The organism is Bacteroidales bacterium (genome assembly GCA_031275285.1).
Lineage (GTDB): Bacteria > Bacteroidota > Bacteroidia > Bacteroidales > UBA4181 > JAIRLS01.
The window spans coordinates 24258-48775 of the sequence record JAISOY010000204.1 but is presented as its reverse complement, the minus strand read 5'-3'; the positions used below and the strand labels follow the sequence as shown (position 1 = coordinate 48775).

13 protein-coding genes are annotated in these 24518 nt (G+C 44.6%); 12 read left to right on the top strand and 1 reads right to left on the bottom strand.

Annotated features, from left to right (window positions below; translation table 11 throughout):
* Positions 1-331 precede the first annotated feature (331 nt).
* The 8 genes from LBQ60_20220 to LBQ60_20185 all read left to right on the top strand — a co-directional run bounded on the left by LBQ60_20220 (position 332) and on the right by LBQ60_20185 (position 18518).
* Positions 332-1804, top strand: coding sequence for a GDSL-type esterase/lipase family protein (locus LBQ60_20220; protein MDR2040252.1), 1473 nt, complete (start codon positions 332-334; stop codon positions 1802-1804).
* Between the two features lie 20 nt (positions 1805-1824).
* Complete coding sequence (locus tag LBQ60_20215) at positions 1825-5163, top strand: glycoside hydrolase N-terminal domain-containing protein (GenBank protein MDR2040251.1); 3339 nt, start codon at positions 1825-1827, stop codon at positions 5161-5163.
* 5 nt (positions 5164-5168) lie between these two features.
* Complete coding sequence (locus LBQ60_20210; GenBank protein ID MDR2040250.1) at positions 5169-6593, top strand: beta-glycosidase; 1425 nt, start codon at positions 5169-5171, stop codon at positions 6591-6593.
* Positions 6594-6656: 63 nt separating this feature from the next.
* Positions 6657-9164 carry a glycoside hydrolase family 3 C-terminal domain-containing protein gene (locus LBQ60_20205; GenBank protein ID MDR2040249.1) on the top strand — a complete coding sequence of 836 codons (2508 nt, stop codon included), beginning with the start codon at positions 6657-6659 and terminating at the stop codon, positions 9162-9164.
* 144 nt (positions 9165-9308) lie between these two features.
* Positions 9309-10559: a xylosidase gene (locus LBQ60_20200; GenBank protein ID MDR2040248.1), complete on the top strand. Its 1251-nt coding sequence runs from the start codon at positions 9309-9311 to the stop codon at positions 10557-10559.
* A 171-nt stretch (positions 10560-10730) separates the two neighbouring features.
* Positions 10731-12455: a family 43 glycosylhydrolase gene (locus LBQ60_20195; protein MDR2040247.1), complete on the top strand. Its 1725-nt coding sequence runs from the start codon at positions 10731-10733 to the stop codon at positions 12453-12455.
* 110 nt (positions 12456-12565) lie between these two features.
* Complete coding sequence (locus LBQ60_20190) at positions 12566-14755, top strand: glycoside hydrolase family 92 protein (GenBank protein MDR2040246.1); 2190 nt, start codon at positions 12566-12568, stop codon at positions 14753-14755.
* A 583-nt stretch (positions 14756-15338) separates the two neighbouring features.
* Entirely contained in the window at positions 15339-18518 is a 3180-nt protein-coding gene (locus LBQ60_20185; GenBank protein ID MDR2040245.1) for a glycoside hydrolase family 2, read from the top strand.
* A 158-nt stretch (positions 18519-18676) separates the two neighbouring features.
* Here LBQ60_20185 and LBQ60_20180 read toward each other — a convergent pair whose 3' ends face one another.
* Positions 18677-19024, bottom strand: coding sequence for a transposase (locus tag LBQ60_20180; GenBank protein MDR2040244.1), 348 nt, complete (start codon positions 19022-19024; stop codon positions 18677-18679).
* A 500-nt stretch (positions 19025-19524) separates the two neighbouring features.
* Between LBQ60_20180 and LBQ60_20175 the strand changes: the two genes are divergently transcribed.
* From LBQ60_20175 to LBQ60_20160, 4 genes are all read left to right on the top strand, one after another.
* The gene (locus tag LBQ60_20175) at positions 19525-19824 is read left to right on the top strand and encodes a hypothetical protein (GenBank protein ID MDR2040243.1); all 300 of its coding nucleotides are present in this window, start codon (positions 19525-19527) and stop codon (positions 19822-19824) included.
* A gap of 198 nt (positions 19825-20022) precedes the next feature.
* Positions 20023-20544, top strand: a complete 522-nt coding sequence (locus LBQ60_20170) for an OmpH family outer membrane protein (protein MDR2040242.1) — start codon at positions 20023-20025, stop codon at positions 20542-20544.
* Positions 20545-20685: 141 nt separating this feature from the next.
* A complete protein-coding gene (locus LBQ60_20165; GenBank protein ID MDR2040241.1) occupies positions 20686-22443 on the top strand; it encodes an erythromycin esterase family protein in 1758 nt (585 codons plus the stop codon).
* Between the two features lie 107 nt (positions 22444-22550).
* The gene (locus tag LBQ60_20160; protein MDR2040240.1) at positions 22551-24419 is read left to right on the top strand and encodes a beta-glucuronidase; all 1869 of its coding nucleotides are present in this window, start codon (positions 22551-22553) and stop codon (positions 24417-24419) included.
* Positions 24420-24518: the final 99 nt, after the last annotated feature.

Genomic DNA, 24518 nt, shown 5'->3' with positions numbered 1-24518 from the left:
TATTTTCACATTGTAATTTTAACCAGCGTTCTGACCTTAAATAGAAAAGCTGGAAGTGAATGTAGCGTTGGTCGGGTGTAAACAGGTAATTACCGCTCAACGCAAGGGTAAGTTCAACGAAGTTAAAGGATGTAAACCGGTATAATGAATTTTCGTCATGTACTAAGGCTAAAAGAAAAAATGATAATTATTCTTAAAAATTGCTAAATTGTCGTGATTAACACTTCTATTAATCATTTTGTTAAGCGGGTATTCGTTTCTTTGTTAGAAGAAATACCTTTAATCTGGCAAATATCTGGAACATTACATTTTTAATGTCAATCAACTTCAAATGAATACAACTTATAGAACAACAAGCATTAAAGCATTTTTTATCCTGATAACATTATTGTCCGGATGGTGTTTCCAAAACAATTTTGCGCAGGAAAATATCATCCGGGTCACCTGCGTAGGAGCCAGCATTACCCAAGGCGCCCGTATCAAAGATCCTGTGAAAAATTCTTATCCCGGACAATTACAATCATTGCTGGGAGCCGGTTATCAGGTATCCAATTACGGAATAGGCGGATCAACCATGCTTAGGAAAGGGAATCTGCCATACTGGAATACCGATGCTTATAAAAAAGCTTTAAACAGTAATCCCGATATTGTTTTCATAGACCTGGGCGGAAACGATGCCAAAGCCGTTAATCGTCCATATTACAACGATCTGGAACAGGATTGCCGGGATATGATCCGTTCTTTTAAAGAATTACCGTCCCGTCCCCGGGTAATTGTATTGCTCCCCACCGCTTTTTTTGTAACCGACAAAGATGGTATATATGATCCGGTAAGTGTCAACGACGTGGCGCCGCGTCTGGCAAAAGCAGCTTACGAGGAAAACGTGGAAGTGTTGGATATGCATCCTTTATTAATTGATAAACCGGAGTTGATACCCGATAAAATCCATCCTGAGGAAGAAGGTTCTGCTATTATTGCCCGGCGGCTCGCCCTTCAGGTTACTCTCCCTGCGGACGATTCTTTTGATATTTTCGAAGCGTTGGACAAGCAGGGAATAGAATATAAGGTAAGCAATTTCCGCGGTTACCGGTGTGCGGTATTTTCCCGCGAAGGACGTGAGTGTAAAGTGGTAAAGCCCCAAAAAGCTCGAAAAGATCATCCGTGGATATGGCGGATGCGTTTCTGGGCGCATGAACCACAAACCGACATCGCCCTGTTGGAAAGAGGTTATCACCTGGTGTATTGCGATCAGGCGGAACGTCTGGGAAATAAGCAGAACATTAAAGAATGGAACGATTTCTATAAACTACTGCACGAAGGAGGGTTGAGTCAAAAAGTGGTATTGGAAGGAATGAGCCGTGGCGGCGTTTACGCATTCAACTGGGCAGCCGCCAATCCGGATAAAGTAGCGGCAGTTTACGTGGACAATCCGCTTTTGGATATGAAAGCCATGTATTTCGGTCCTGATGGTAAGGAAAAACCCGAAAATGAAATCACGAAAGGAATAGAAAAGAATTACCATATCGACCGGAAAAAGATAAAGAAATTCAAGGAAAGTCCTATAGATAAGATCAATGCCATTGTGAAGGGTAAATACCCGATACTTATCATTTGCGCCGGGCTGGACGAAGCGGCCGTCAATTCACAAAATACCTTTCCTTTTGAAAAAAAGATCAGGAAAAAAGGAGGAGATATTACCGTCATTGTAAAAGAAGGATTCAAGCATCATCCGCACAGCTTTCCCAATCCGCAGATTATTGTTGATTTTATTGAGAAAGCAACAAAAGTCAATATTAAAAAATAAACTATAAAAACCACTAAACAATGAAAATACGTTATCTGTTATCACTGATTCTTTTTACGGGAATCGCTTTTTTTCAACTTCATGCGCAGAACAATCCCTTTGTAAGGGATATTTTTACAGCCGACCCCTCGGCCCATGTCTGGGAAGACGGACGCCTTTATGTTTACCCGTCGCATGATATTGATCCTCCGCGCGGATGCGACCTGATGGACAAATATCACGTCTATTCCACCGACGATATGGTGAATTGGACAGATCACGGCGAAATACTCTCTGCCAGTCAGGTTCCCTGGGGCAGACCCGAAGGCGGCTTTATGTGGGCGCCCGACTGTGCCTATAAAAACGGCACTTATTATTTCTATTTTCCTCATCCCAGCGGAACGGAGTGGAACAAAACATGGAAAGTGGGCATAGCGACAAGCAAGAAACCTGCCGCAGACTTTACCGTACAGGGTTATCTGGAATTGGGTAATGATAATTTCGCTATGATCGACCCTTGCGTATTTACAGATGACGACGGGCAGGCCTACTTCTATTACGGAGGTGGTAGCAGATGCGCCGGAGCCAAACTAAAAGACAATATGACGGAACTTGCCGAACCGTTAAAATTTATGGAAGGGCTGGAAGATTTCCACGAAGCGGCATGGGTATTTAAGCGAAATGGGGTGTATTACCTTGCTTATGCCGATAATGCGCGGGGACATAATCAGATGCGGTATGCCATGAGTGACAATCCGTTAGGTCCCTGGAAATCCCAGGGTGTTTATCTGGATAAGGTTACTTCCGACACAAGCCACGGCTCTGTTGTCGAGTACAACGGACAGTGGTATCAGTTTTACCACAATTGCGACCTTTCGGGACGGGGCAACCTGCGTTCCATCTGTTTTGACAAACTGTATTTCAACCCCGACGGAACCATTCAAAAAGTAGTTCAGACAACGGGATTAGGCGCAAGCGAACGGAAAATACCGATTGACGCCAAATGGACAGACCGCGCCGAATTTTTCGGAAAAGGAGCAAAACCGGAAAACACAAAAAATGTTCTCTGGTACCGCGAATCCGCCAAGGTATGGGAAGAAGCGCTCCCACTGGGTAACGGACATTTAGGCGCAATGGTTTTCGGAGGCGTGGCCGACGAACGTATCCAGCTCAACGAAAACACCTTATGGGACGGTTATCCCCTGGATCCCAACAATCCCGAAGGACGTAAGGCGTTGCCCGAAGTACAGCGGCTGTTGTTCGAAGACAAAAATAACGAAGCCGTTAAACTGGCCGAATCAACGATGATGGGCAATCCAAAAAGAGTAAGATCATACCAGTCATTAGGCGAGTTATGGTTTGACACGCCCGAACTTACCGCTTATGATTACGTGAGGACGCTTGATCTGTCTACCGCCGTTTCCACCGTAAAATATACTTCGGACGGCGTAAATTATACCCGCGAATATTTTGCTTCGGCTCCCGATAATGCAATCATTGTCCGCATCACAGCCGACAAAGCGAACAAGATCAACCTTTCACTGGCTTTGAAAAGAGCACAGGATGCGAAATGTGAAAAAATAGGCAATGACGGTTTGCTGTTGAGCGGCCGGATAAATGTAAAAGATAAGAATGACCAGCCGCGCGGTGTAAGTTTTGCCGCCCAGGTGAAAGCAGTAGCCGATGGCGGAACCACCGAAGTCGTCGAAAATACGGGTCACGAACAATTACTGAAGGTGAAAAATGCAACCACCCTCACGCTGTACATCACCGGAGCAACCAACTATCCGGGTATGGAAAATCTGGCAAAAGGCATCACCACCTTCTCGGAAGACCCCAAAAAGAAATGTGCCGAAACCCTGGCAAAAGTTGTGGGAAAATCATTCAACCAAATCAAATCCGGGCATATTGCCGACCATCAGCAATACTTCAACCGTGTGGATATGGATCTGGGCAGGCTTTCGCCCGACATTGAATCGTTGCCCACAAACGAACGCCTGGATCTGGCGCGCAAAACGGGGCAACCCGACCTGGGCCTGGTGTCGAATTATTTCCAGTTTGGCCGTTATCTGCTGATCGGTTCTTCCCGTCCCGGCGGAATGCCCGCAAACTTGCAAGGCCTCTGGGTGTGGCAGATGAATGCACCCTGGAACGCAGATTTCCATACCAACATCAACTTTCAGATGAATTACTGGCCTTCCGACCTGACCAACCTATCGGAAATGCACACCCCGCTTTTTGATTTAACGGATATGCTGATAAAACCGGGCGAAAAAAGCGCGGAAACAATTTACGGGGCACGCGGATGGGTGGTACACCACCTGACCGACGCATGGGGATTTACCGCTCCTGCCGACGGTCCGCAAGGAATATGGCCTGTAGGAGCAGCATGGCTGGTACAGCATCCGTGGGATCATTACTGTTATACAGGCGATAAGGATTTTCTTGCCAAACGCGCATGGCCTGTAATGAAAGGTGCTGCACGTTTCATTATGGATTTCCTGGTGGAAGCTCCTGCCGGAACAGCTTATGCAGGTAAATTGGTGACCAATCCGTCCTATTCACCCGAAAATGCATTTGTACTTCCCGGTGGCGGACATTCCGTTTTCACCTACGGAGCCACTATGGATCTGGAAATCATTCACAACCTGTTGACAAATTGTATTGATGCCGCCAATATATTGAAGATAGACGCCGATTTCAGGAAAGAATGCGAAGCAACACTGAAACGGATTCCCGCTATCAGGATAAGCGAAACCACGGGACGCATTCTCGAATGGGCCGAAGATTACAAGGAAGTAGACCCGCACCACCGGCACACATCGCATCTGTTCGGCCTGCATCCCGGCAACCAGATTACCGTAGTAGGAACGCCCGAACTGGCCGAAGCAGCCCGCAAAACGCTGACCGCACGCGGAGACGATGGAACCGGTTGGGGCCTGGCGTGGAAGATCAATATGTGGAACCGTTTGCATGATGGCGACCATGCATTTAAGTTATTGTCCGTTCTGTTGGCCAACAAAACTTATCCCAACCTTTTTGATGCTCATCCGCCTTTCCAGATCGACGGTAACTTCGGAGCCACCGCGGCTATTGCCGAAATGATCGTTCAAAGCCACCTGAAAAAGAAAAACGGTAGCTTCGATATTCATCTGTTACCGTCCCTGCCATCGGCGATGGCAAAAACAGGTTCCGTAAAAGGCCTGAAAGCCAGAGGAGGATTTGTTATCGACATGGTCTGGGAAAAAGGTAAGCTGACCGAAGCGAAGATTTATTCCGAACTGGGCGGAGAATTGAATCTCCGTACCGGCGATATGCAGAAAACCTATAAAATGAAGAAAGGGGAAACCATCACAGTGAATGCAAAACTGGCTAAATAAAAGTTATGAGAACAATTTTATTTTCTTTATGTATCGCTTTTGTATGCGTTTCCTGCAAAAAACAGAAAATTATTGACTGGGTGATGTCTACTCCCGATAATTCCTGGGTTCATCAGGAAAGTCAGCATATAAAAACAGAAAAAGGAGGTGCATCCATTAGTGCGGAAGTACATCTGGCAAACCCAGAACAAACCATCGATGGTTTCGGCGCTTGTTTTAACGAATTGGGTTGGACTTCATTAAGTGCGTTGTCTGAAAAAGACAGGGATGATATTCTGAAAGAATTATTCTATCCCGGAAAGGGGACAAATTTTACGATTTGCAGGATGCCTGTCGGAGCAAATGATTTTTCACGGAACTGGTATTCGTACAACGAGACTGAAGGTGATTTTGAAATGAAAAATTTCTCTATTGCTAATGATTTCGAAACTTTAATACCTTTTATCCGGTTGGCGAAAAATTATAACCCTTCGTTAACTATATGGGCGTCTCCGTGGTCTCCGCCTGCATGGATGAAATATAACAAGCATTATGCTTGCAATGTTTCCGGAAACGAGAAATTTCCGAATGGATTGCTTCCTTCCCAGATGGGAAAAGAAGGGACGAACATGTTTATTCAGGATGAAAAATATTTTGAAGCATACGCACTTTATTTCGCGAAATTTATTGAGGCATATAGAAATGAAGGGATTCATATTTCGATGGTAATGCCGCAAAATGAGTTTAATTCCTGTCAGGTATTTCCGAGTTGCACATGGACGGCTTCCGGAATAAATACGTTTGTTGGCGAATATCTTGGCCCTCATATGGCGAAGATTGGAACAGAGGTAATGTTCGGCACCATGGAAAGGCCCAACACGCTATTGGTCGATACGCTATTGCTGGATGAAAAAAGCAGTAAATACATTAAAGGCGTAGGTTTCCAATGGGCAGGAAAAGGCGCTGTCGGTAAAATACATACAGATTATCCTTTGCTGAAAATATACCAGACAGAACAGGAATGTGGAGATGGGAGAAATGATTGGGAATATTGTTGTTATGCATGGGAATTGATGAAACATTATCTTTCGAACGGTACGAATGTATATTGCTATTGGAATATTTCATTAGAAAAAGGAGGAGTAAGCCGATGGGGATGGAGCCAGAATTCATTAATTACCGTGGATGTACAGTCAAAAACCTATAAGTACAATTATGAGTATTACCTGATGAAACATTTCAGTCATTATGTGCTTCCGGGCGCGCAACGTTTATCTGTCACCGGCGAATTTAACGATATGCTGGCATTCAGGAATGTCGATGGCAGTTTGGTTCTGGTTATTCGGAACAAAAACAATAGCGTGGTTTCCCCCAGCATAAAAATCGGTGAAGATATTTATAGCCTGACACTGAAGCCACAATCTTTCCATACATTGGTTATTAGAAAATAAAATGCATAAAAAACAGAATTAAAAATGAAAAGAATTGTTTTCGCTCTTTTGCTTGTCTTCGGAATGTTTCCCGCCGGTGCGCAGGATAACATGCTTTTTAGGAATGAAAAAGCGCCTGTCCACGACCGTATCATGGATTTACTGTCCCGTTTGACAATCGAGGAAAAAATAAGTTTGCTCCGGGCAACTTCTCCCGGAATTGAACGGCTGGATATCCCCAAGTATTATCACGGCAACGAAGCGCTCCACGGCGTTGTACGTCCCGGCCGCTTCACGGTTTTTCCCCAGGCGATAGGCCTTGCCAGCATGTGGAACCCGGATTTGCATCACAAAGTGGCTACGGCCATTTCGGACGAAGCCCGCGCCCGCTGGAATTACCTTGAGTATGGACGGTTGCAAACCGCGCGTTTTACCGATCTGCTCACTTTCTGGTCGCCCACCGTAAATATGTCGAGAGACCCACGCTGGGGACGCACGCCCGAAACCTACGGCGAAGACCCGTATCTGGCCGGCGTGCTGGGAACCGCTTTCGTGCGAGGTTTGCAGGGCAACGACAGCCGTTACCTGAAAATCGTTTCCACACCCAAACATTTTGCCGCAAACAATGAGGAACACAACCGTTTTGTGTGCAATCCGCAAATATCCGAACGGCAGTTGCGTGAATATTACCTGCCGGCTTTCGAGATGTGCGTGAAGGAAGGTAAAGCGGCTTCTATTATGTCGGCTTACAATGCTATCAACGATGTTCCCTGTACCGCCAATCCATGGTTGCTGACCAAAGTGCTTCGCCACGACTGGGGTTTCAACGGCTACGTGGTATCCGATTGCGGCGGGCCGAGCCTGCTGGTTTCGGCAATGAAATATGTGAAGACGAAGGAAGCAGCCGCCACCTTATCCATCAAAGCCGGCCTCGACCTGGAATGCGGCGACGATGTGTATATTACCCCTCTACTCAATGCCTACAAGCAATATATGGTGTCGCAGGCCGAAATCGATACGGCGGCATACCGCGTGTTACGTGCCCGCATGTTGCTTGGTTTTTTCGATAACCCGACATCCAATCCGTACAGTAAAATTCCCGTCAGCGTTATCGGTTCGGAAAAACATAAAGAACTGGCGTTGGAATCCGCCCGCCAGAGTATCGTGTTGTTGAAGAACAGCAAGAATACGCTTCCCGTTAATACGAAGAAGGTGAAATCCATTGCTGTGGTCGGGATCAATGCGGCCAACTCGGAGTTTGGTGATTACAGCGGAACGCCCGCCAACGAACCGGTATCCATCTTACAGGGTATCCGCAACCGCGTGGGCAAGGACGTGAAGATTGTTCATGCGCCTTGGAAATCGGCCAAAGACGGCATGGAGCTGATTCAGGGCGGCAATTTTCCGGAAGGGCTGAAAACCGAGTATTTCGACAATATGGAACTGAAAGGTGACCCGAAAGTACGCACGGAGGAATGGATCAATTTCGAACCGGCCAATCAGGCCCCCGACCCGTTCCTGCCCGAATCACCTTTGTCTGTCCGCTGGACGGGTAAATTGCGGCCGTCCGTTTCCGGGAATTACACGTTCAGTTTCAGCAATGACGACGGTTGCCGGTTGAGCATCGACGGGAAGACATTGATTGACTCTTGGCGCCGCGGCGGACTGACGATGGATACTGCCAATATTTATCTCGAAGCCGGTAAGGATTATAACCTGAAAGCTGAATATTTCGACAACCGCGATTATGCTTTAGCCCGTTTGCAATGGCGCGTTCCGGAAACAGCCAAGAAAGACCGCATCGATCTGTACGGAGCAGCCGGAAAAGCGGCGCGCGAATGCGATATGGTGGTGGCCGTTCTCGGCATCAACAAAACCATTGAAAGGGAAGGCAAAGATCGTTCCGACATCTTCCTGCCCGAAGACCAGCGCGAATTTATCGAAGAATTGTACAAGGTCAATCCGAATATCGTGGTGGTGCTTGTTGCAGGAAGTTCACTTGCCGTTAACTGGATGCAGGATAACATACCCGCCATCGTGAATGCCTGGTATCCGGGCGAGCAGGGAGGAACTGCCGTAGCGGAAGTGTTGTTCGGCGATTACAACCCCGGCGGAAGATTACCCCTGACATATTATAGCTCATTGGACGAACTGCCTCCGTTTGACGATTATGACATCACAAAAGGGCGCACATACCAGTATTTCACCAGCAAGCCGCTGTATCCTTTCGGCTACGGGTTGAGTTATACAACCTTCAATTACGCCAAACCCGAAATAAAAGACCTCGGTGATGAACTGCTCATTTCTTTCAATGTAAAAAACTCGGGAAAACACAACGGCGACGAAGTTTCACAGGTGTACGTAAAATTGCCGGATGTGGGCGTAGTAACGCCCAACAAGGAACTGAAAGGTTTCGTACGGAATACCATCCGCAGAGGAGAGAACAAAAAGGTAGAAATAAAAATCAAAAAGAGCCTGTTGCGTTATTGGGACGAAACGAAAAACGATTTCGTTACGCCCAAAGGAACCTACCGGTTTATGATTGGTTCTTCCTCGGAAGATATCCGGCTAAACAGTGAGTTTGTACTTTAGTAAGTAATATAAAACAATCAATGTCAATTCCTGGGCTCCGGACAGCAAGCGTTTTGCTTTTGTCAGGTATCAATTGAATGAATAATTTTTGACTCCGGTTATTCATGAAAAGACAAATATTCAATAATCAATAAACAATAATCAATGAAACAGTGTATTCCGGTATTTATCCTGTTATCCGTTTTATCGTTATCGGTTAACGCACAAAACAAACATTCAAAAACGACAAAATACCCTTCTTATAAAGGATTGGCAATGGCCGGCTACCAGGGATGGTTCCGTGCGCCAGAAAACGGGGTGATGCATCCCGATCCGGAAAAAATTCACATTGATATGTGGCCGGACGTCAGGGAATACGAAAAAACCTACCCGACCGGCCTGAAACATGCCGATGGTAGCACAGCCCGCTTTTTCAGTTCGACCGATAAGAGCACTGTTGACCTTCATTTCAAATGGATGAAGGAATACGGCGTTGACGGTGTTTTTATGCAGCGATTTTTCGGGGCGGCCCGGCGAGGCGAAGCAAGGAATGTCGTACTGAAAAACGCTATGGAAGCAGCCTCCAAATACGAACGCGCCATTGGCGTGATGTATGACCTTTCCGGGTTGAGAATCGGACAGGATTGTTCGAGCCTGATCGAAGACTGGAAATATTTGGTGGATTCTTTACGGGTAACCAACCAGCGGGGAACACAAACTTACGTATTCTTCAACGGGAAACCGCTCGTAGCCATCTGGGGAATCGGATTTCCTGACCGTCCTTATAATACACGTGACATTGGCATTGAGCGTTTCATCGATTTCCTGCAGAACGATCCTGTATACGGTGGATGCAGCGTCATGCTCGGCGTGCCTACCTGCTGGCGTGAACTGAAGCACGACTGCCTGCCAGATCCTTACCTGCATGACGTGATCCGTAAAGCCGATATCGTTCTCCCCTGGATGGTACAACGGTTTACTCCGCTGCTCCATTACGAAATGAACCGCCTCCGCGACCATATCCTAGCCGACATCAAATGGTGCAAGGAAAACGGCGTAAGCTACGTTCCTTGTGTAACGCCCGGATTCAGCTGGTACAACCTGAGTAAAGGCCCTGGTTTCGAGGAAGCGATGCCTCTCGGTTCTATCCCGCGCCAGGGTGGCCGCTTCTATTGGAATCAGATCACTACGGCCATCAATGCCGGTGCCGAAATGATCTACATAGCCATGTTCGACGAAGTGAATGAAGGAACGGCTATTTTCAAAGTATCGGACAACCCGCCCGTAGGCGAACACTTTAAAATGCTCGGCCTCGACGGCGAACCAACCGACCATTACCTGTTCCTTACCGGCGAAGCATCGAAAATGTTGCGCCGCGAAAAACCGTTGTCTTTTAAAATGCCCGAAAGAAAATAGGATATTTAACTCCAATTGATTCTTTTCAGGAACCTTCTGTATTTTAAGTAATATAAAATAATTAATGTCATATTTGCTGAACGTAATCCATTTGATCAATGCAACTTAAGAAAACAATAAATAGCACTAAGTGCTTAAAGAGGGTTTTTGAAAAGAAAAAATAATCAAACCATGAAATCAATCTGTCATTTTGCCATTATCCTTCTCGTATCGGTTAGTTGTTCGGTTTCCGAAGTGGAGCAGAAAAACGGCCATATCATTGCCAACCCGATGAACCTGAATTATCGTTTTCAGTTTGACGATCCTTCAAGAAGGGAAGCCGCCGATCCTGTTCTGGAATATTTCAAAGGTAAATACTACCTTTTTGCCTCAAAATCGGGAGGTTACTGGAGTTCTCCCAATCTTACGGAATGGACGTATATTCCCTGTAAAACGATTACGACCATAGAACATTACGCTCCAACCATCATGGTGATGGATGACGCAATGTATTTCATGAGTTCTTCAGAACCTAAAATATTCAAAAACGCCAATCCCGATACGGACGATTGGGAAGATATCGACTCGAAATTCCGGTTCCAGATCAAAGGATCCGTTGATCCCGCTTTCTTCAAAGATGATGACGGGCGGGTTTACATGTATTGGGGATGTTCCGATAAAGATCCCATCATAGGGGTCGAAGTCGATCCAAAAGATAAGTTTAAGGCGGTGGGTGAAGCGAAAATATTGATCGAACACCATTCGGACAAATACGGGTGGGAAGCGCCGGGTCATCATAACGAAAAAAACAAGGACGGATATAACGAAGGCCCCTGCATCATCAAGTATAAAGGGAAATATTATTTGCAGTATGCCGCTCCGGGTACGGAGTTCCGCATATATGGCGACGGGATGTACGTTTCCGACAAACCGCTCGGCCCCTACACCTACGAGGAGAACAGTCCGTTTTCGTTCAAACCCGGAGGATTCATCGGTGGAGCGGGGCATGGACATACATTCAAGGATAAATACGGTAATTACTGGCACGTTGCTACCATGTGTATTTCCGTCAGGCATATGTTCGAGAGGCGTTTAGGCTTGTTCCCCGTATATTTTTCGGATGATAGCTGCATGTATGCCCATACGGTTTTTACTGATTATCCTTTCCATGTTCCACAGGAAAAAACAGATTTCGAAAACCATGATTTTTCTGCAGGATGGAACCTTCTTTCCTATAAGAAACCAGTAACCGCATCCTCATCGTTATCTATGCATGAACCGGAAAAAGCGAATGATGAGCAAGTGGAAACATGGTGGGCGTCCCAGAGCGGGAAAAAAGGCGAATGGTGGCAGGTCGACCTGGGCGAAACGATGAACGTCAATGCACTGCAAATCAATTTTTCCGACGAGGGATTCAATATAAAAGCCCCGGATTCTTATTTTGCATACCAGTATCTTGTCGAATATTCTGCCGATGGTAATAAATGGAAGCTTTTGGCGGATAAATCAAAAAACGAAAAAGATATGCCCCATGAATTAATCGTGTTTGATACGGAGCTAAAAGCGCGGTATCTCCGCATCACCAATATGAAGGACATGGACGGGAAATTTTCATTGTCGGGGTTCCGGGTCTTCGGGAAAGGCAACGGTAATCCGCCCGGCATCGTTTCGGATATTGATATTATCAGGCGCGATGACCGGAGAAGAATATCTTTCAACTGGAAAAAACAGGACGACGCCACAGGGTATATTATCCGCTGGGGCGTGAAAAAGGACAAATTGAAAAATACGGCAATGGTTTTCGGAAACCAGTATGAAGGAGGCTTCTTCAACCGTGATTCCCGGTATTATTTTTCCATTGACGCTTTTAATGAAAACGGCGTTACCGAAGGAAAAGAAATTTTTGAAAAACTTTAAAATCACTCTATAAATCAATTCTCATGAAATATCCCGCATTTAGTATCTTTAAAAATAGTATGACGTTATTTACCGGACATATTTTTCTGTTTGTTACCGTCATTACATCGATGGTTCTTGTTTCCTGTTCTTCAGGTGGAACAAACCGGGAAAAATCCCCGGTTGATTATGTCAATCCCTACATGGGGAACATCAGCCACCTGTTGGTTCCTACGTTTCCCACCATCCACATGCCGCACAGCATGCTGCGCGTGTATCCCGAACGGCGCGACTTTACCGGCGATGTATTGGATGGCCTTCCGATCGTGGTTACAAGCCATCGCGGAAGTTCAGCATTCAACCTTTCTCCGTTTTACGGAAGCAAAAAGGAGATGAGACCCGTTATAAGATACAGTTACGATAACGAAAAAATTACCCCGTATTCATACTCGGTATATCTTGACGAAGAGAATATTTCCGTTGATTACGGTCTCTCGCATCAGTCTGCCGTGTACGAAATAAATTTTGACAAAAATGAAGATGTGAAAATAGCCCTGAATTCAAGGCGTGGCGAACTCTCATGGGATGGCGTGGCTTTATCGGGTTTCCAGATAGTGGAGAATAATACCAGAGTTTATGTGTACCTGCTACCCGAACAGGCTCCGCAAAGCGTTTCGGTACTGGATGGAGGAAAACTCACCGATGGCGCTTCGGCAAACGGGCGTAATGCCTGCCTTATAATGAACTATCCCGCAAACACAAAAAAACTGACGTTGCGTTACGGCATTTCGTTCATTGACGCAACCCAGGCGCGTAAAAATATGGAACGCGAGGTCACCGGCAAAAGTCTTGCGGAAATACAAAAAACAGGACGGGACACATGGAACAAAGAACTGGGTAAAATTCAGGTATCCGGAGGCGTGGAAGAAGACCTGGTAGTTTTCTACACTTCACTTTATCGCTGTTACGAACGCCCTGTGTGTATTTCGGAAGATGGCCGCTATTACAGCGCTTTCGATGGAAAGGTACATGAAGATAACGGCCGGCCTTTTTATAACGATGACTGGATCTGGGACTCGTACCGCGCGCATCATCCTTTGCGTACGCTTATCGACAAGGAAAGGGAAGAAGATATCATCAACTCCCTTGTGCTGATGGCCGAACAGATGGAGCATTTCTGGATGCCTACCTTTCCTGAGATCACGGGCGACAGCCGCCGCATGAATTCCAACCATGGCGTGGCATCCGTTCTGGATGCCCACCGTAAGGGATTGAACAGGTTCGACCTGAAACAGGCTTACCTGGCATGTAAGGGGGCCATCATGGAGAAAACACTGGCGCCGTGGTCGGGAAAACCAGCCGGAAAACTCGATGATTTCTATAAGGAACACGGATATATTCCGGCGCTCAGGGAAGGCGAAGAAGAAACCATCCCCGAAGTAAATGGTTTTGAACGCCGTCAACCCGTAGCAGTTACCCTGGGCACCGCCTACGACCAGTGGTGCCTGGCACAGTTAGCCAAAGACCTGGGATTGACCGAAGATTATGAATATTTCATGAAATGTTCATTCAACTACCGTAATCTTTTTCACCCCGAAACGAAATTTTTCCACCCGAAAGATAGCAAAGGAGAGTTCATACAACCGTTTGATTACCGCTATTCCGGCGGTATAGGCGCTCGCGGTTATTACGGCGAGAATAACGGATGGGTTTACCGCTGGGATGTACAACATAATATTCCCGACCTGATCAGCCTGATGGGTGGCGAGAGCGAGTTCACCAAAAACCTGGACATCATGTTCAGGGAACCTTTAGGGATGGGGAAATACTCCTTCTATGCACAAATACCCGACCATACGGGTAATGTAGGCCAGTTTTCAATGGCTAACGAGCCTTCGCTGCATATTCCCTATCTCTATAATTATGCAGGCGAACCATGGAAAACGCAAAAAAGGATACGTACCCTGGTACATCAGTGGTTCAGGAATGACCTGATGGGCTTACCCGGTGATGAGGATGGCGGCGGAATGTCGTCGTTTGTCGTTTTCTCGCAGATGGGATTCTATCCGGTTACCCCGGGTACAACGGAATACAGCATCGGCAGTCCGTTTTTCGATAAGGTTAAGATTGATTTGGGCAACGGAAAATTTTTCGAGATAGAAACAGTGAATAATGCTGCGGATAATAAATACATCCAATCGGCGACATTGAATGGAAAACCCCTGAACAGCGTCTTTATTGATCATAACGACCTTGTACAGGGCGGTAAACTCGTTTTCACCATGGGCGACAAAGCCAACCGCAATTGGGGGATAAAATAATGGTATGGTCCATTGATAGTGCAGATGTGAAAGTCGTTTCCGGATTGTGAAAAGTAAGAGACCTGTTCCTGCGTTCGGCGAAGTCTCCCAACTTCGTTGGGTTAAAAGGAAGGCTCCAGCTTTCCAAACACATATATGCAAGACATAAGCCTTTCTTTAGCTTCGAGGTAGCGAGACGTTACGTCGAACATGGAGGCTTAAGTTGACAACATTGGCAGAACGTTACGCTGAATACGGGACAGTCGCGTAAATGTAAAATTGAACTTCGCCGGCGTAAGATTCGCTTGCGTAAATGTAAGACGCAATTTCGCGAATGTATGTTGAGCAAACAAGATGTAAAATAAGTTCGTTTTAAAATTATCAGGAAATGAATATAGTATACATTCGGCAGATGCTGTTATGCAATCTCCTAGAGGTTGTGCCGTTGCGTATGGTTTATTCTTCTATTACTGATAAGTATTCCCGTAGGGCATACCTTTCAATAGAAATATCGACCTCTCCGTATCACCATAACACCGTAGGTGTTACATCTGTGTCCTGCGGAAGTTTCCTATAAAAATATATTTATTTAAAAATTGATATCATGCGAAAGATTGTTTTTTCTGTTTTCATATTATTCGTTTGTTGTTTTGCCCTTTTTTCGCAGCAAACATACCCCGATAAACTGAATTACCCTTATGTTTTTGCTCCGTCGGAGGGATATATCAGCAAAGTAGAGAAACCGTTCAGGAAGGAGATCTGCCTGAACGGAAGTTGGGATTTCCAGTCTGTACCCTTGCCGGGCGATTACCAGCGCGGTAAAGGTGTAGCTCCCGCGTTGCCGCAACCCGTATCCTCCGGTTGGGATAAGGTCAAGATAAAAATACCTTCTCCCTGGAACATCAATTCGTTTGCCAACAGAAACCTGGAAGGTCCCGACCACCGCAATTACCCGTCGTATCCCGAAGAATGGAATGACGTCAGAATGGCTTGGATGCGGCGTTCCGTGCAAATTCCCGCCGATTGGAACGAATGCAACATTGGCTTGCATTTCGAAGCGGTTGCCGGATTTACCGAGGTATATGTCAACGGGCGGAAAGTGGCAGAAAACTTCGATTTATTTCTCCCGTTCGATGCGGATATAACTCCTTATGTGAAAGCGGGACAGAATGTTGAAATATTGGTAGGCGTGCGCAGCCAGTCTTTGTTTGAGGATAATTCAACGAAAGGACGGCGTATCGTGCCTGCAGGTTCCATGTGGGGATACCATATAGCAGGCATTTGGCAGGATGTTTTTTTGACGGCCGTTCCGTCCGCGTATATATCCAATGTGTTTGTAAAACCTTCTGTTTCGGCATCCAGGCTGGAACTGGATGTCGAAATAACCAATACCGGTTCAAAAGAAGTTAAAACGACGTTAAAAGGCAATATTTACGAATGGATTAACCAATCGGGAACAGATGTAAATTCGGCGCCTGTCCCCGATTGGGAACTTGCAGGTTCTTCCTCGCTATCTCTTGTGGGTCGGAAAATCACTATTCCTGCCAAAAGAGTACAAAAAATAACGGTGTCGATACCTGTGAAAGAAGGCGACTTGAAATATTGGACGCCGGAGCATCCGAATCTGTACGGACTCATGCTTACACTGAATGATAAAAAGGTCACCGATGTGAAATATGAGCGTTTCGGATGGCGCGAATGGACATTTGACGGAACCCGGCAATTGCTCAACGGGAAGCCGTTCGAATTACGCGGCGACTCTTGGCATTTTATGGGTGTGCCGCAAATGACGCGCCGTTACGCATGGGCATGGTTTACCGCATTGAAGGACATCAACGCCAATGCCGTGCGTCCGCATGCCCAGGTATATCCGCGCTTTTATCTCGATATGGCCGATGAAATGGGGATCTGCGTATTGGCGGAAACCGCCATTTGGGCCAGCGACGGAGGTCCCAAAATGGACTCTCCTGTTTTCTGGGAAAACTGCAAGGAGCATATTCGCCGTATGGTGCTCCGCGACCGCAATCATGCAAGTGTTTTCGGATGGAGCGTAAGTAATGAAAACAAGCCCGTTATCCTGCATGTATTCAACAAACCCGAATGGATGGATATGCAAAAGAAAGCCTGGGCCGACTGGCGCGATATTGTGCGGGAAAATGACCCCACCCGTCCATGGATATCCAGCGACGGAGAAGATGATGGCGACGGAATACTTCCCACGACGGTGGGACACTACGGCGATAATAATTCCATGAAACGCTGGGAAGCAATCGGGAAACCATGGGGAATCGGTGAACACAGCATGGCATATTACGGAACGCCGGAACAGGTGTCGAAATACAACGGCGAGCGCGCATACGAATCGCAACTGGGACGCATGGAAGGATTGGCTTATGAATGTTACGACCTGATTGCACGGCAACGTATCATGGGCGCTTCCTATGTGTCGGTGTTCAATATCGCGTGGTACGGACTGCAACCATTACCTTTCGGTAAGCGGGATATAACATCGGAACCGTCTTTAAACGACGGAATACACTTTCTCGGATACAGGGAAGGAATACCGGGTATTCAGCCCGAACGAATGGGACCGTATTGTTCCACTTTCAACCCGGGTTATGACCCCACGTTACCGCTATACCGTACATGGCCGATGTTCGACGCTATTAAGGCGGCCAACGCATCCGGTGGCTCTGCATGGAGCAAATGGACGACAATGCCCGGAACAGCGGTAAGGGAATCCGTCAAGCCGGAAAAGGAATACCAGACGATTCTGTTTTTCGGAAAAAATGACTCCCCGGTAAAACGTATTTTTGAAGAACACGGAGTCGTATTTTCGGAAAAGATACAGTCGGGAAGCGCGTTGATCATAGCCGACGGCAATACGGCCCCGTCAGCAAAGGATTTGGAAATGCTTGGAAAACAAATAAAGCAAGGAGCCGATTTCTGGTTATGGTGTCCCGTCCCGGAAACGGTTGACGCCTATAATAAATTGTTGCCCGCCGTTTTGGAGTTGGATAAACGAAGAGCATCATCGTTTATTCCCGAACCCGTATCATGGATGCGTAACATGGTCAACTCCGATTTCTATTTCTGCGAAATACAGCAGGAAGAAGTTTCCGGTTACGGGCTGAACGGCCCCTTTGCTGATGAAGGGATGGTCTTGCTGAATGCATGTAATACCAATTGGAGGAAATGGAACAAACGTCCCGAAGAATTGAAAACAGCAGCCGTTTTACGCAGCGAAAACGAAATGAAAGGTTCCTCCGCGGCATTTGTAAAGTTCCATGAAGAATGTTCCGCATTTTATGTCAGCACGCTTTCTTCTTTTGCCTCAACAACCAAAGGTTACGGTGTTATGGAAAAACTGTTGGCCGGCGCCGGAATCCCAGCGGAGGGAAAGAAAATGTCCGAAACGCTGATAGATGCCGAAGGGAAATTGGATATCCGTTATCTTCCTTCCACGCAACAAGATAACAGAACCCGGTATACTTTCCGCGTGTGGAGCCCGCGACCGTTGGACGACCTGCTGATAGAACCCGATATGCCGAAATTAGACATATATCTTACCCCAACCGAAGGAAACGAGATCCGGATCAATAACACTCCATTGGAAAAGACAGGCGCCGGATATCAAAATATTCCCCTGAAACAGGGATGGAACCGGATTAGTATAAGCATTCCCAACAATAACAGGAATAATTTATCTATCCGGTTTGCCTGCGAAAATAAACCGGAATTTATAGGACAATTGAAAACGGCGTTCGAAAGTATGGACAAGTAAAATTGGTTATTTTTAAAATGAAGCAACCAACCCGAGTTCGACGAAAACGATATGACTTAAGGAAACAATATGTAGCAATGAATACTTAACCTATCAAGATCCACGATATCTAAGAAGCTGTTTAAATTTTATTCAATAATAATTTTATAACCGCTATCTTATATCTTAACTATTGCTTCAGCAGAACAGGTTTTGAATTCAAAGTCAATTGCTAATCTTCTGGAATTTAACGGCCATGCAAATGTTCGTTCAACAACCCATCTTTTAGGCAAAGGGATGAACTTTTTGGTTTTCTTTCTAAGGATGATATGTAAATCGCATTTTAACAATGACTTAACCCGTTCCTTCAATTCACCCCTGTAACCGCCACCGGCATAAATATCACCCAGGTTCCATTTAGGATAACACCTGGGTAACATCCGCCACTGGCAACTTGTCTTTACCAGATACAGCAAGGCATTAAAAATCAATCCCAAATCATGTTTACGTTTGCGCTTGTCAAGAATTATGCTTACTATTGTGCTCCACTAATTGCCTGTTAAGTCCGTTGGATACGGTTTTCATAATTTATATGGTTGGCAACCATAAAGATATGAAAATCAACCCAATTAAATAACTGATAATCAGTGGCGTTTTTCCATTTAATTCTTTTTTAAACAGCTTCTTAGAACACTACCGATAATCTATATAAATGTCGACCCGGTTATCTTATTGATAGGGAGATCCATAAATTCATTAAGCTATGAAGGAAAAATTAGAAGCAAAAAAACAGAAAGGAAACAGGAACCTGATCATCATGCTGGTCCTGTTGGTCATTGTGCTATTGGTCATGATCCTGGTATAGAAAAGCCATCATGTTGATACATTTCCGGAAGTATCAGGATATATGTATCTTTCCGTAAGGATGGTGTTTTTTTTTACTGATTTCTTGTAAAAAACCTGTCAATACCTTACCTTTGACTCTCCCAGAAAAGGGATAATTTTATCATTTAAAAGGGGTACCATTATGAAAAACCTATTATTGTTGGTTGTTGTTTTGCTTACTTTATCCTCCTGTAAAAAGGTGAAAACATATTGTTTTGATTGTGTGGAAAAACAAAAAGTAAAAATCTCTTATTTTGAAAAAGAGGGCGAGGAAATTCCCGAAGGATTTGAAATATGTGATGAAGCCGGTGAATATGTCTGCTATGAAGTTAGTGGTGAGATCTGTAATGAAACGGAGAACAACATCAAATATTACGAAAACGCGTACACTTACTCTAATGAAGATGGAGAGAGGACCTTTTCCTGTACCAAAAAAGAATAGGGATATACCATACTTTTTATTGTTTCGATAAGCAGCATATTTGTTGATCATTACTTCTTTATTCTGGAAAAACCTGACAAGTAATTATTTGCTTTAAGGGGCAGGTTTTGTTTTTTAACAATGCGTTATTTAACAAAATTTAAATAGTTCTGAACCATTAATTCTTTTTATTTGCAATAAACTTTAAATATTATAAAAATGAAAATTTTACTGAGGTTAGTGTTGGTTATTTCTGTTGTTACTGTAAGTCAAAGTATAATGGCACAGAAGACATTAAAAATGGCACATATCAATATGGAAAAATTGATTCAGTCTATGCCGGAATATGACTCATTAACGGTAACGATACAAAAGGAAGCCAAAGCACTTGAAGCTGAGTTGGAATCACTACAGGTGGAATTCAGACGTAAATTTGAGGATTATACAACGAACAGGGATAAATGGACAGAATTGGTCCGCCAATCAAGAGAAGAAGAACTATCAACCATGAGCCAGAATGTTGAGAAATTCCGGACAACTGCAGAGCAATCCGTTCAACAGGAACAGGCCAGGTTATTGCAACCTATTCTTGAAAAGGCCAATAAAGCAGTTGATGAAGTAGTTAAAGAGCAAGGCATCACTTATGTACTCAATGAAGCGACAATAATTTCAAAATCTGCTGATTCTCATGATATTTTACCTTTGGTCCAAAAGAAATTAGGTATCAAAAGCAGTAATTAACGGTTTGATCCATCTATCAATGACTTGTTGAAAGTATACATTAAAGTCCATTGTTTACATCAACGATCATATACCATCAAGGCCGCTTCTCAAAAATGATATTTATTCGCATTTTTACGAATAAATAAACCTAATCCAGATATGCAATACGTATCCATCATTCTTTTTTTCCTTTTTGTGGGATGTACTAACCATACCCCCTCCTCTTCCGATCAGAAATTCCTGAACCTTGGCTTTGAATTCGGAAATGAACAGGCTGCTCCCTTAAAATGGATGTGTGGTGGAAACGGTTACCGGATCCATCTTGACGAAGAGGAGTACATAGAAGGAAAGAAAAGCCTGAAGATGGAATATACCAACTCTTCGCAAAAAACATTCGGGGTATGCACAGGTCTTTTTCCCATAGAACTGGTAAGGGGAAAAGAGATTACCTTTAAAGGAAAGATAAAAACCGAGAAACTGGAAAACGGATATGCCGGTTTATGGTGCCGTATCGATGGAGAAAACGGGAAGATACTGGGATTTGACAATATGTATGACCGGGGCGTGAGCGGAGATTCTACCTGGAATGAATATACCATTCATATGAAAGTGGATTCCTCCGGGATCAGCATGTATTTTGGTGCGTTACATACCGGGGAAGGAAAGGCTTGGTTCGATGATTTTGAAATCTGGATCGATGGCAAAAAATATATTGATGGAGCACCGAGGCTTACCCCTCCCAACAGGAAAGAAATCGCCTGGTTGAATAAACACATTTATCCGTTACGGACATTCAATCCGGCTGAATCTGATGATTCAGACATGGAAATTATAGGGAAACTAACCGAAAACATAGAGATACTGGGATTAGGTGAATCCACGCACGGTTCAAAGGAGATCTTTATGATGAAACACCGCATCCTTAAATACATGTGTGAAAAGAAAGGATTCAATATTTTTTCGATTGAAGCGAATATGCCCGAATCATACAAATTGAACCAATATATCATAGACGGAGAGGGGGATCCGGTAGAACTGATCAAAGGAATGTACTTCTGGACATGGCGTACCCGGGAAGTGCTGGACATGGTGAATTGGATGAAAGACCACAATCAAATCCGGAAAAATAAACTCTACTTCACCGGCTTTGATATGCAATTTTTTGAAGGAGCCATCCGCGAGTTAGATACATTCTTTCAGTCCGATAAAAAAACATTGGGTATTCTCTCCGAATTATTTGATGTTTTATTCAAGATCAAACACGAATCAAGACAAAATAGAGGTAACGTTTCTTTATCTGAAGATCAAAAAGAAAAAATTGATGGCATGATAACCACCATAAGGGAAGCCATTGAAAAATCAGGCTCCGGTCAGGCGAAAACGGACTGGGCCAGACAGAATGCCAGGATCATTGAACAGTTCCTTGATAAAAACTATCTGTCGAGAGATAAATATATGGCAGAGAACCTGATGTGGATCAAGAAGCAGAATCCCGAAACGGGAATTGTCGCATGGGCACATAACGGCCATGTAAAAAAAACGGGAAAAATGATGGGGGAATACCTGTCCCGTTCTTTAGGAGAACAATATGTTTCCATCGGATTTGCATTTCATGACGGGAATTACACTGCTGTGGGATCGAACGGATTGAATACTTATGAAGCCCAGCCTTCTTATATAGGCACTTATGAATACTTTTTCAATGCAGTAGATGCACCTATCTTCCTTCTGGATCTGAAGAAAGCAAAAGAAGAAGATAACGATGCCAGCAGATGGCTGACAGATGATGAATTGGCATTCAGGAATGTAGGTGCCGTCAATATGTCTCATGAATTTTCAGATACAAAACTGGTCGATGATTTTGATTATATTATTTTTATCAAAAAGTCTACACATTCCGAATTATTAGAAGAATAGTAACCATAATTTTAAACAATGAAATATCCATGAACATTACTGTTCACCCAACGTAATGAACAAAATTGGATATTACATATGACCATTAAAAATTAAATTTTATTCACATGAAAAAAATATTCTTTACAACATTATTGGCGGTGGTATCCATTGCTATGTTTGCACAGGCAAATATGCCCCGTCCCGAATATCCCCGTCCCCAATTCGAACGAAAGGATTGGGCAAACCTGAACGGCGAATGGACATACACTTTCGATTTTGTAGGATCGGGACTTGAAAAAGGCTATCCGTCAGCTTCAAAATTCGACGGAAAAATCATCGTTCCTTTTGCACCGGAAAGTAAATTATCAGGTGTAGGGTATACCGATTTCATCAATCATATATGGTATCAGAGAAATATTTCCATTCCGGCCGGATGGAAAGGTAAAAATATTCAGCTTAACTTCGGTGCGGTATATTTCAATTCCGAAATCTATATCGATGGCAAATTTGCCGCCCGTCATTTCGGGGGGACATCTTCTTTTTCCGTAGATATTACCAAGTTGGTAGAACCCGGTAAAACGCATAATCTGGTCGTATATGCATCCAGTGATGTAAGGTCAACCAAGCAATCGGCCGGAAAGCAATGTCTGCAATATGCTTCTCATGCCTGCAATTACACACGTACTACCGGTATCTGGCAGACCGTATGGATGGAGGCGGTTCATCCGAACGCATTGAGATCGGCACAGATCATCACGGATATCGACCAGAAGCAGGTGGTCATACAGCCGCAGTTTTACAGGGAAAGCAGGAATGATTTCAAAGTAACCCTGAAAGATAACGGAAAGGTGGTCGCCACAAAGACCGTCAAAGCATCCAACAACAATATAGTAGTACTGAATGTCAAAAATGTGAAGACGTGGAGTCCCGAAAGTCCTTTTTTATATGATCTGGTATACCAAACCCTGGATGAGAAAGGGAACATATTGGATGAAGTAAACGCCTATACCGGAATGCGTAAGATCCATATTGAAGGGAATAAAATTTATCTGAACAACCAACCCTATTATCAACGCCTGGTGCTCGACCAGGGTTTTTATCCGGACGGCATATGGACCGCTCCCAGTGATGCTGCTTTGAAAAAAGACATCGAATTATCTATGGAAACCGGATTCAATGGTGCCCGGTTACACCAAAAAGTATTCGAAGAGAGATTCTATTACTGGGCGGATAAATTAGGTTATCTCACATGGGGGGAAGCTTCCAGCTGGGGCATGGATGTCAATGATATCGAAGTCGCCCGTAACTTCATCCTGGAATGGTCTGAAATTGTTTTACGTGACCGCAACCATCCTTCCCTGTTGATTTGGACACCTATGAATGAGCAATTCTGGCCCGACAAGGTACAATACCCACGTTTGTCCGAAGATTTATACAACATTACCAAAAACCTCGATCCGACGCGTCCTGTACATGTGGTCAGTGGAGGAACACATATTAAAACCGATATATGGACCATACACGATTATGAACAAGATCCGGAAAAGCTGAAAAACAAAATCTACAATAACGGAGTATTTGCCAATGGACCGAACTGGACACAAAAAACACCGGCAATGAATATTGGATTCAATGGGCTGCGCGATAATGCAAATTATGCTTTTCCTGTTTATGACGGTACCATTCCCTACTTAATAGACGAATTCGGCGGTATAAAATGGGTGAAGGACCAGGAAAAACAAATGGAGAACTCACAAACACAGTCATGGGGATACGGAAGACCGCCTGCATCCCTGGAAGAATTCTATACCCGCCTGGAGGGACAAGTGGATGTTGTTCTATCACTATCCGAACATGTCTGGGGATATTGTTACACCCAGCTAACCGATGTGGAACAGGAACAGAACGGGATTTATTTTTATGACCGTTCGACAAAATTCGATATGAAACGGGTCAAAGCTATTTTCAGCAAAACCCCGGAACAAAAAAAATAACACTTCCTGGTGCAAAACTGCCTGAAAATTTGTAACTTTCAGGCAGTTTTTTAATCTACCATTTCATGCCTGATAACAAATTCAAAACAAATGATATCT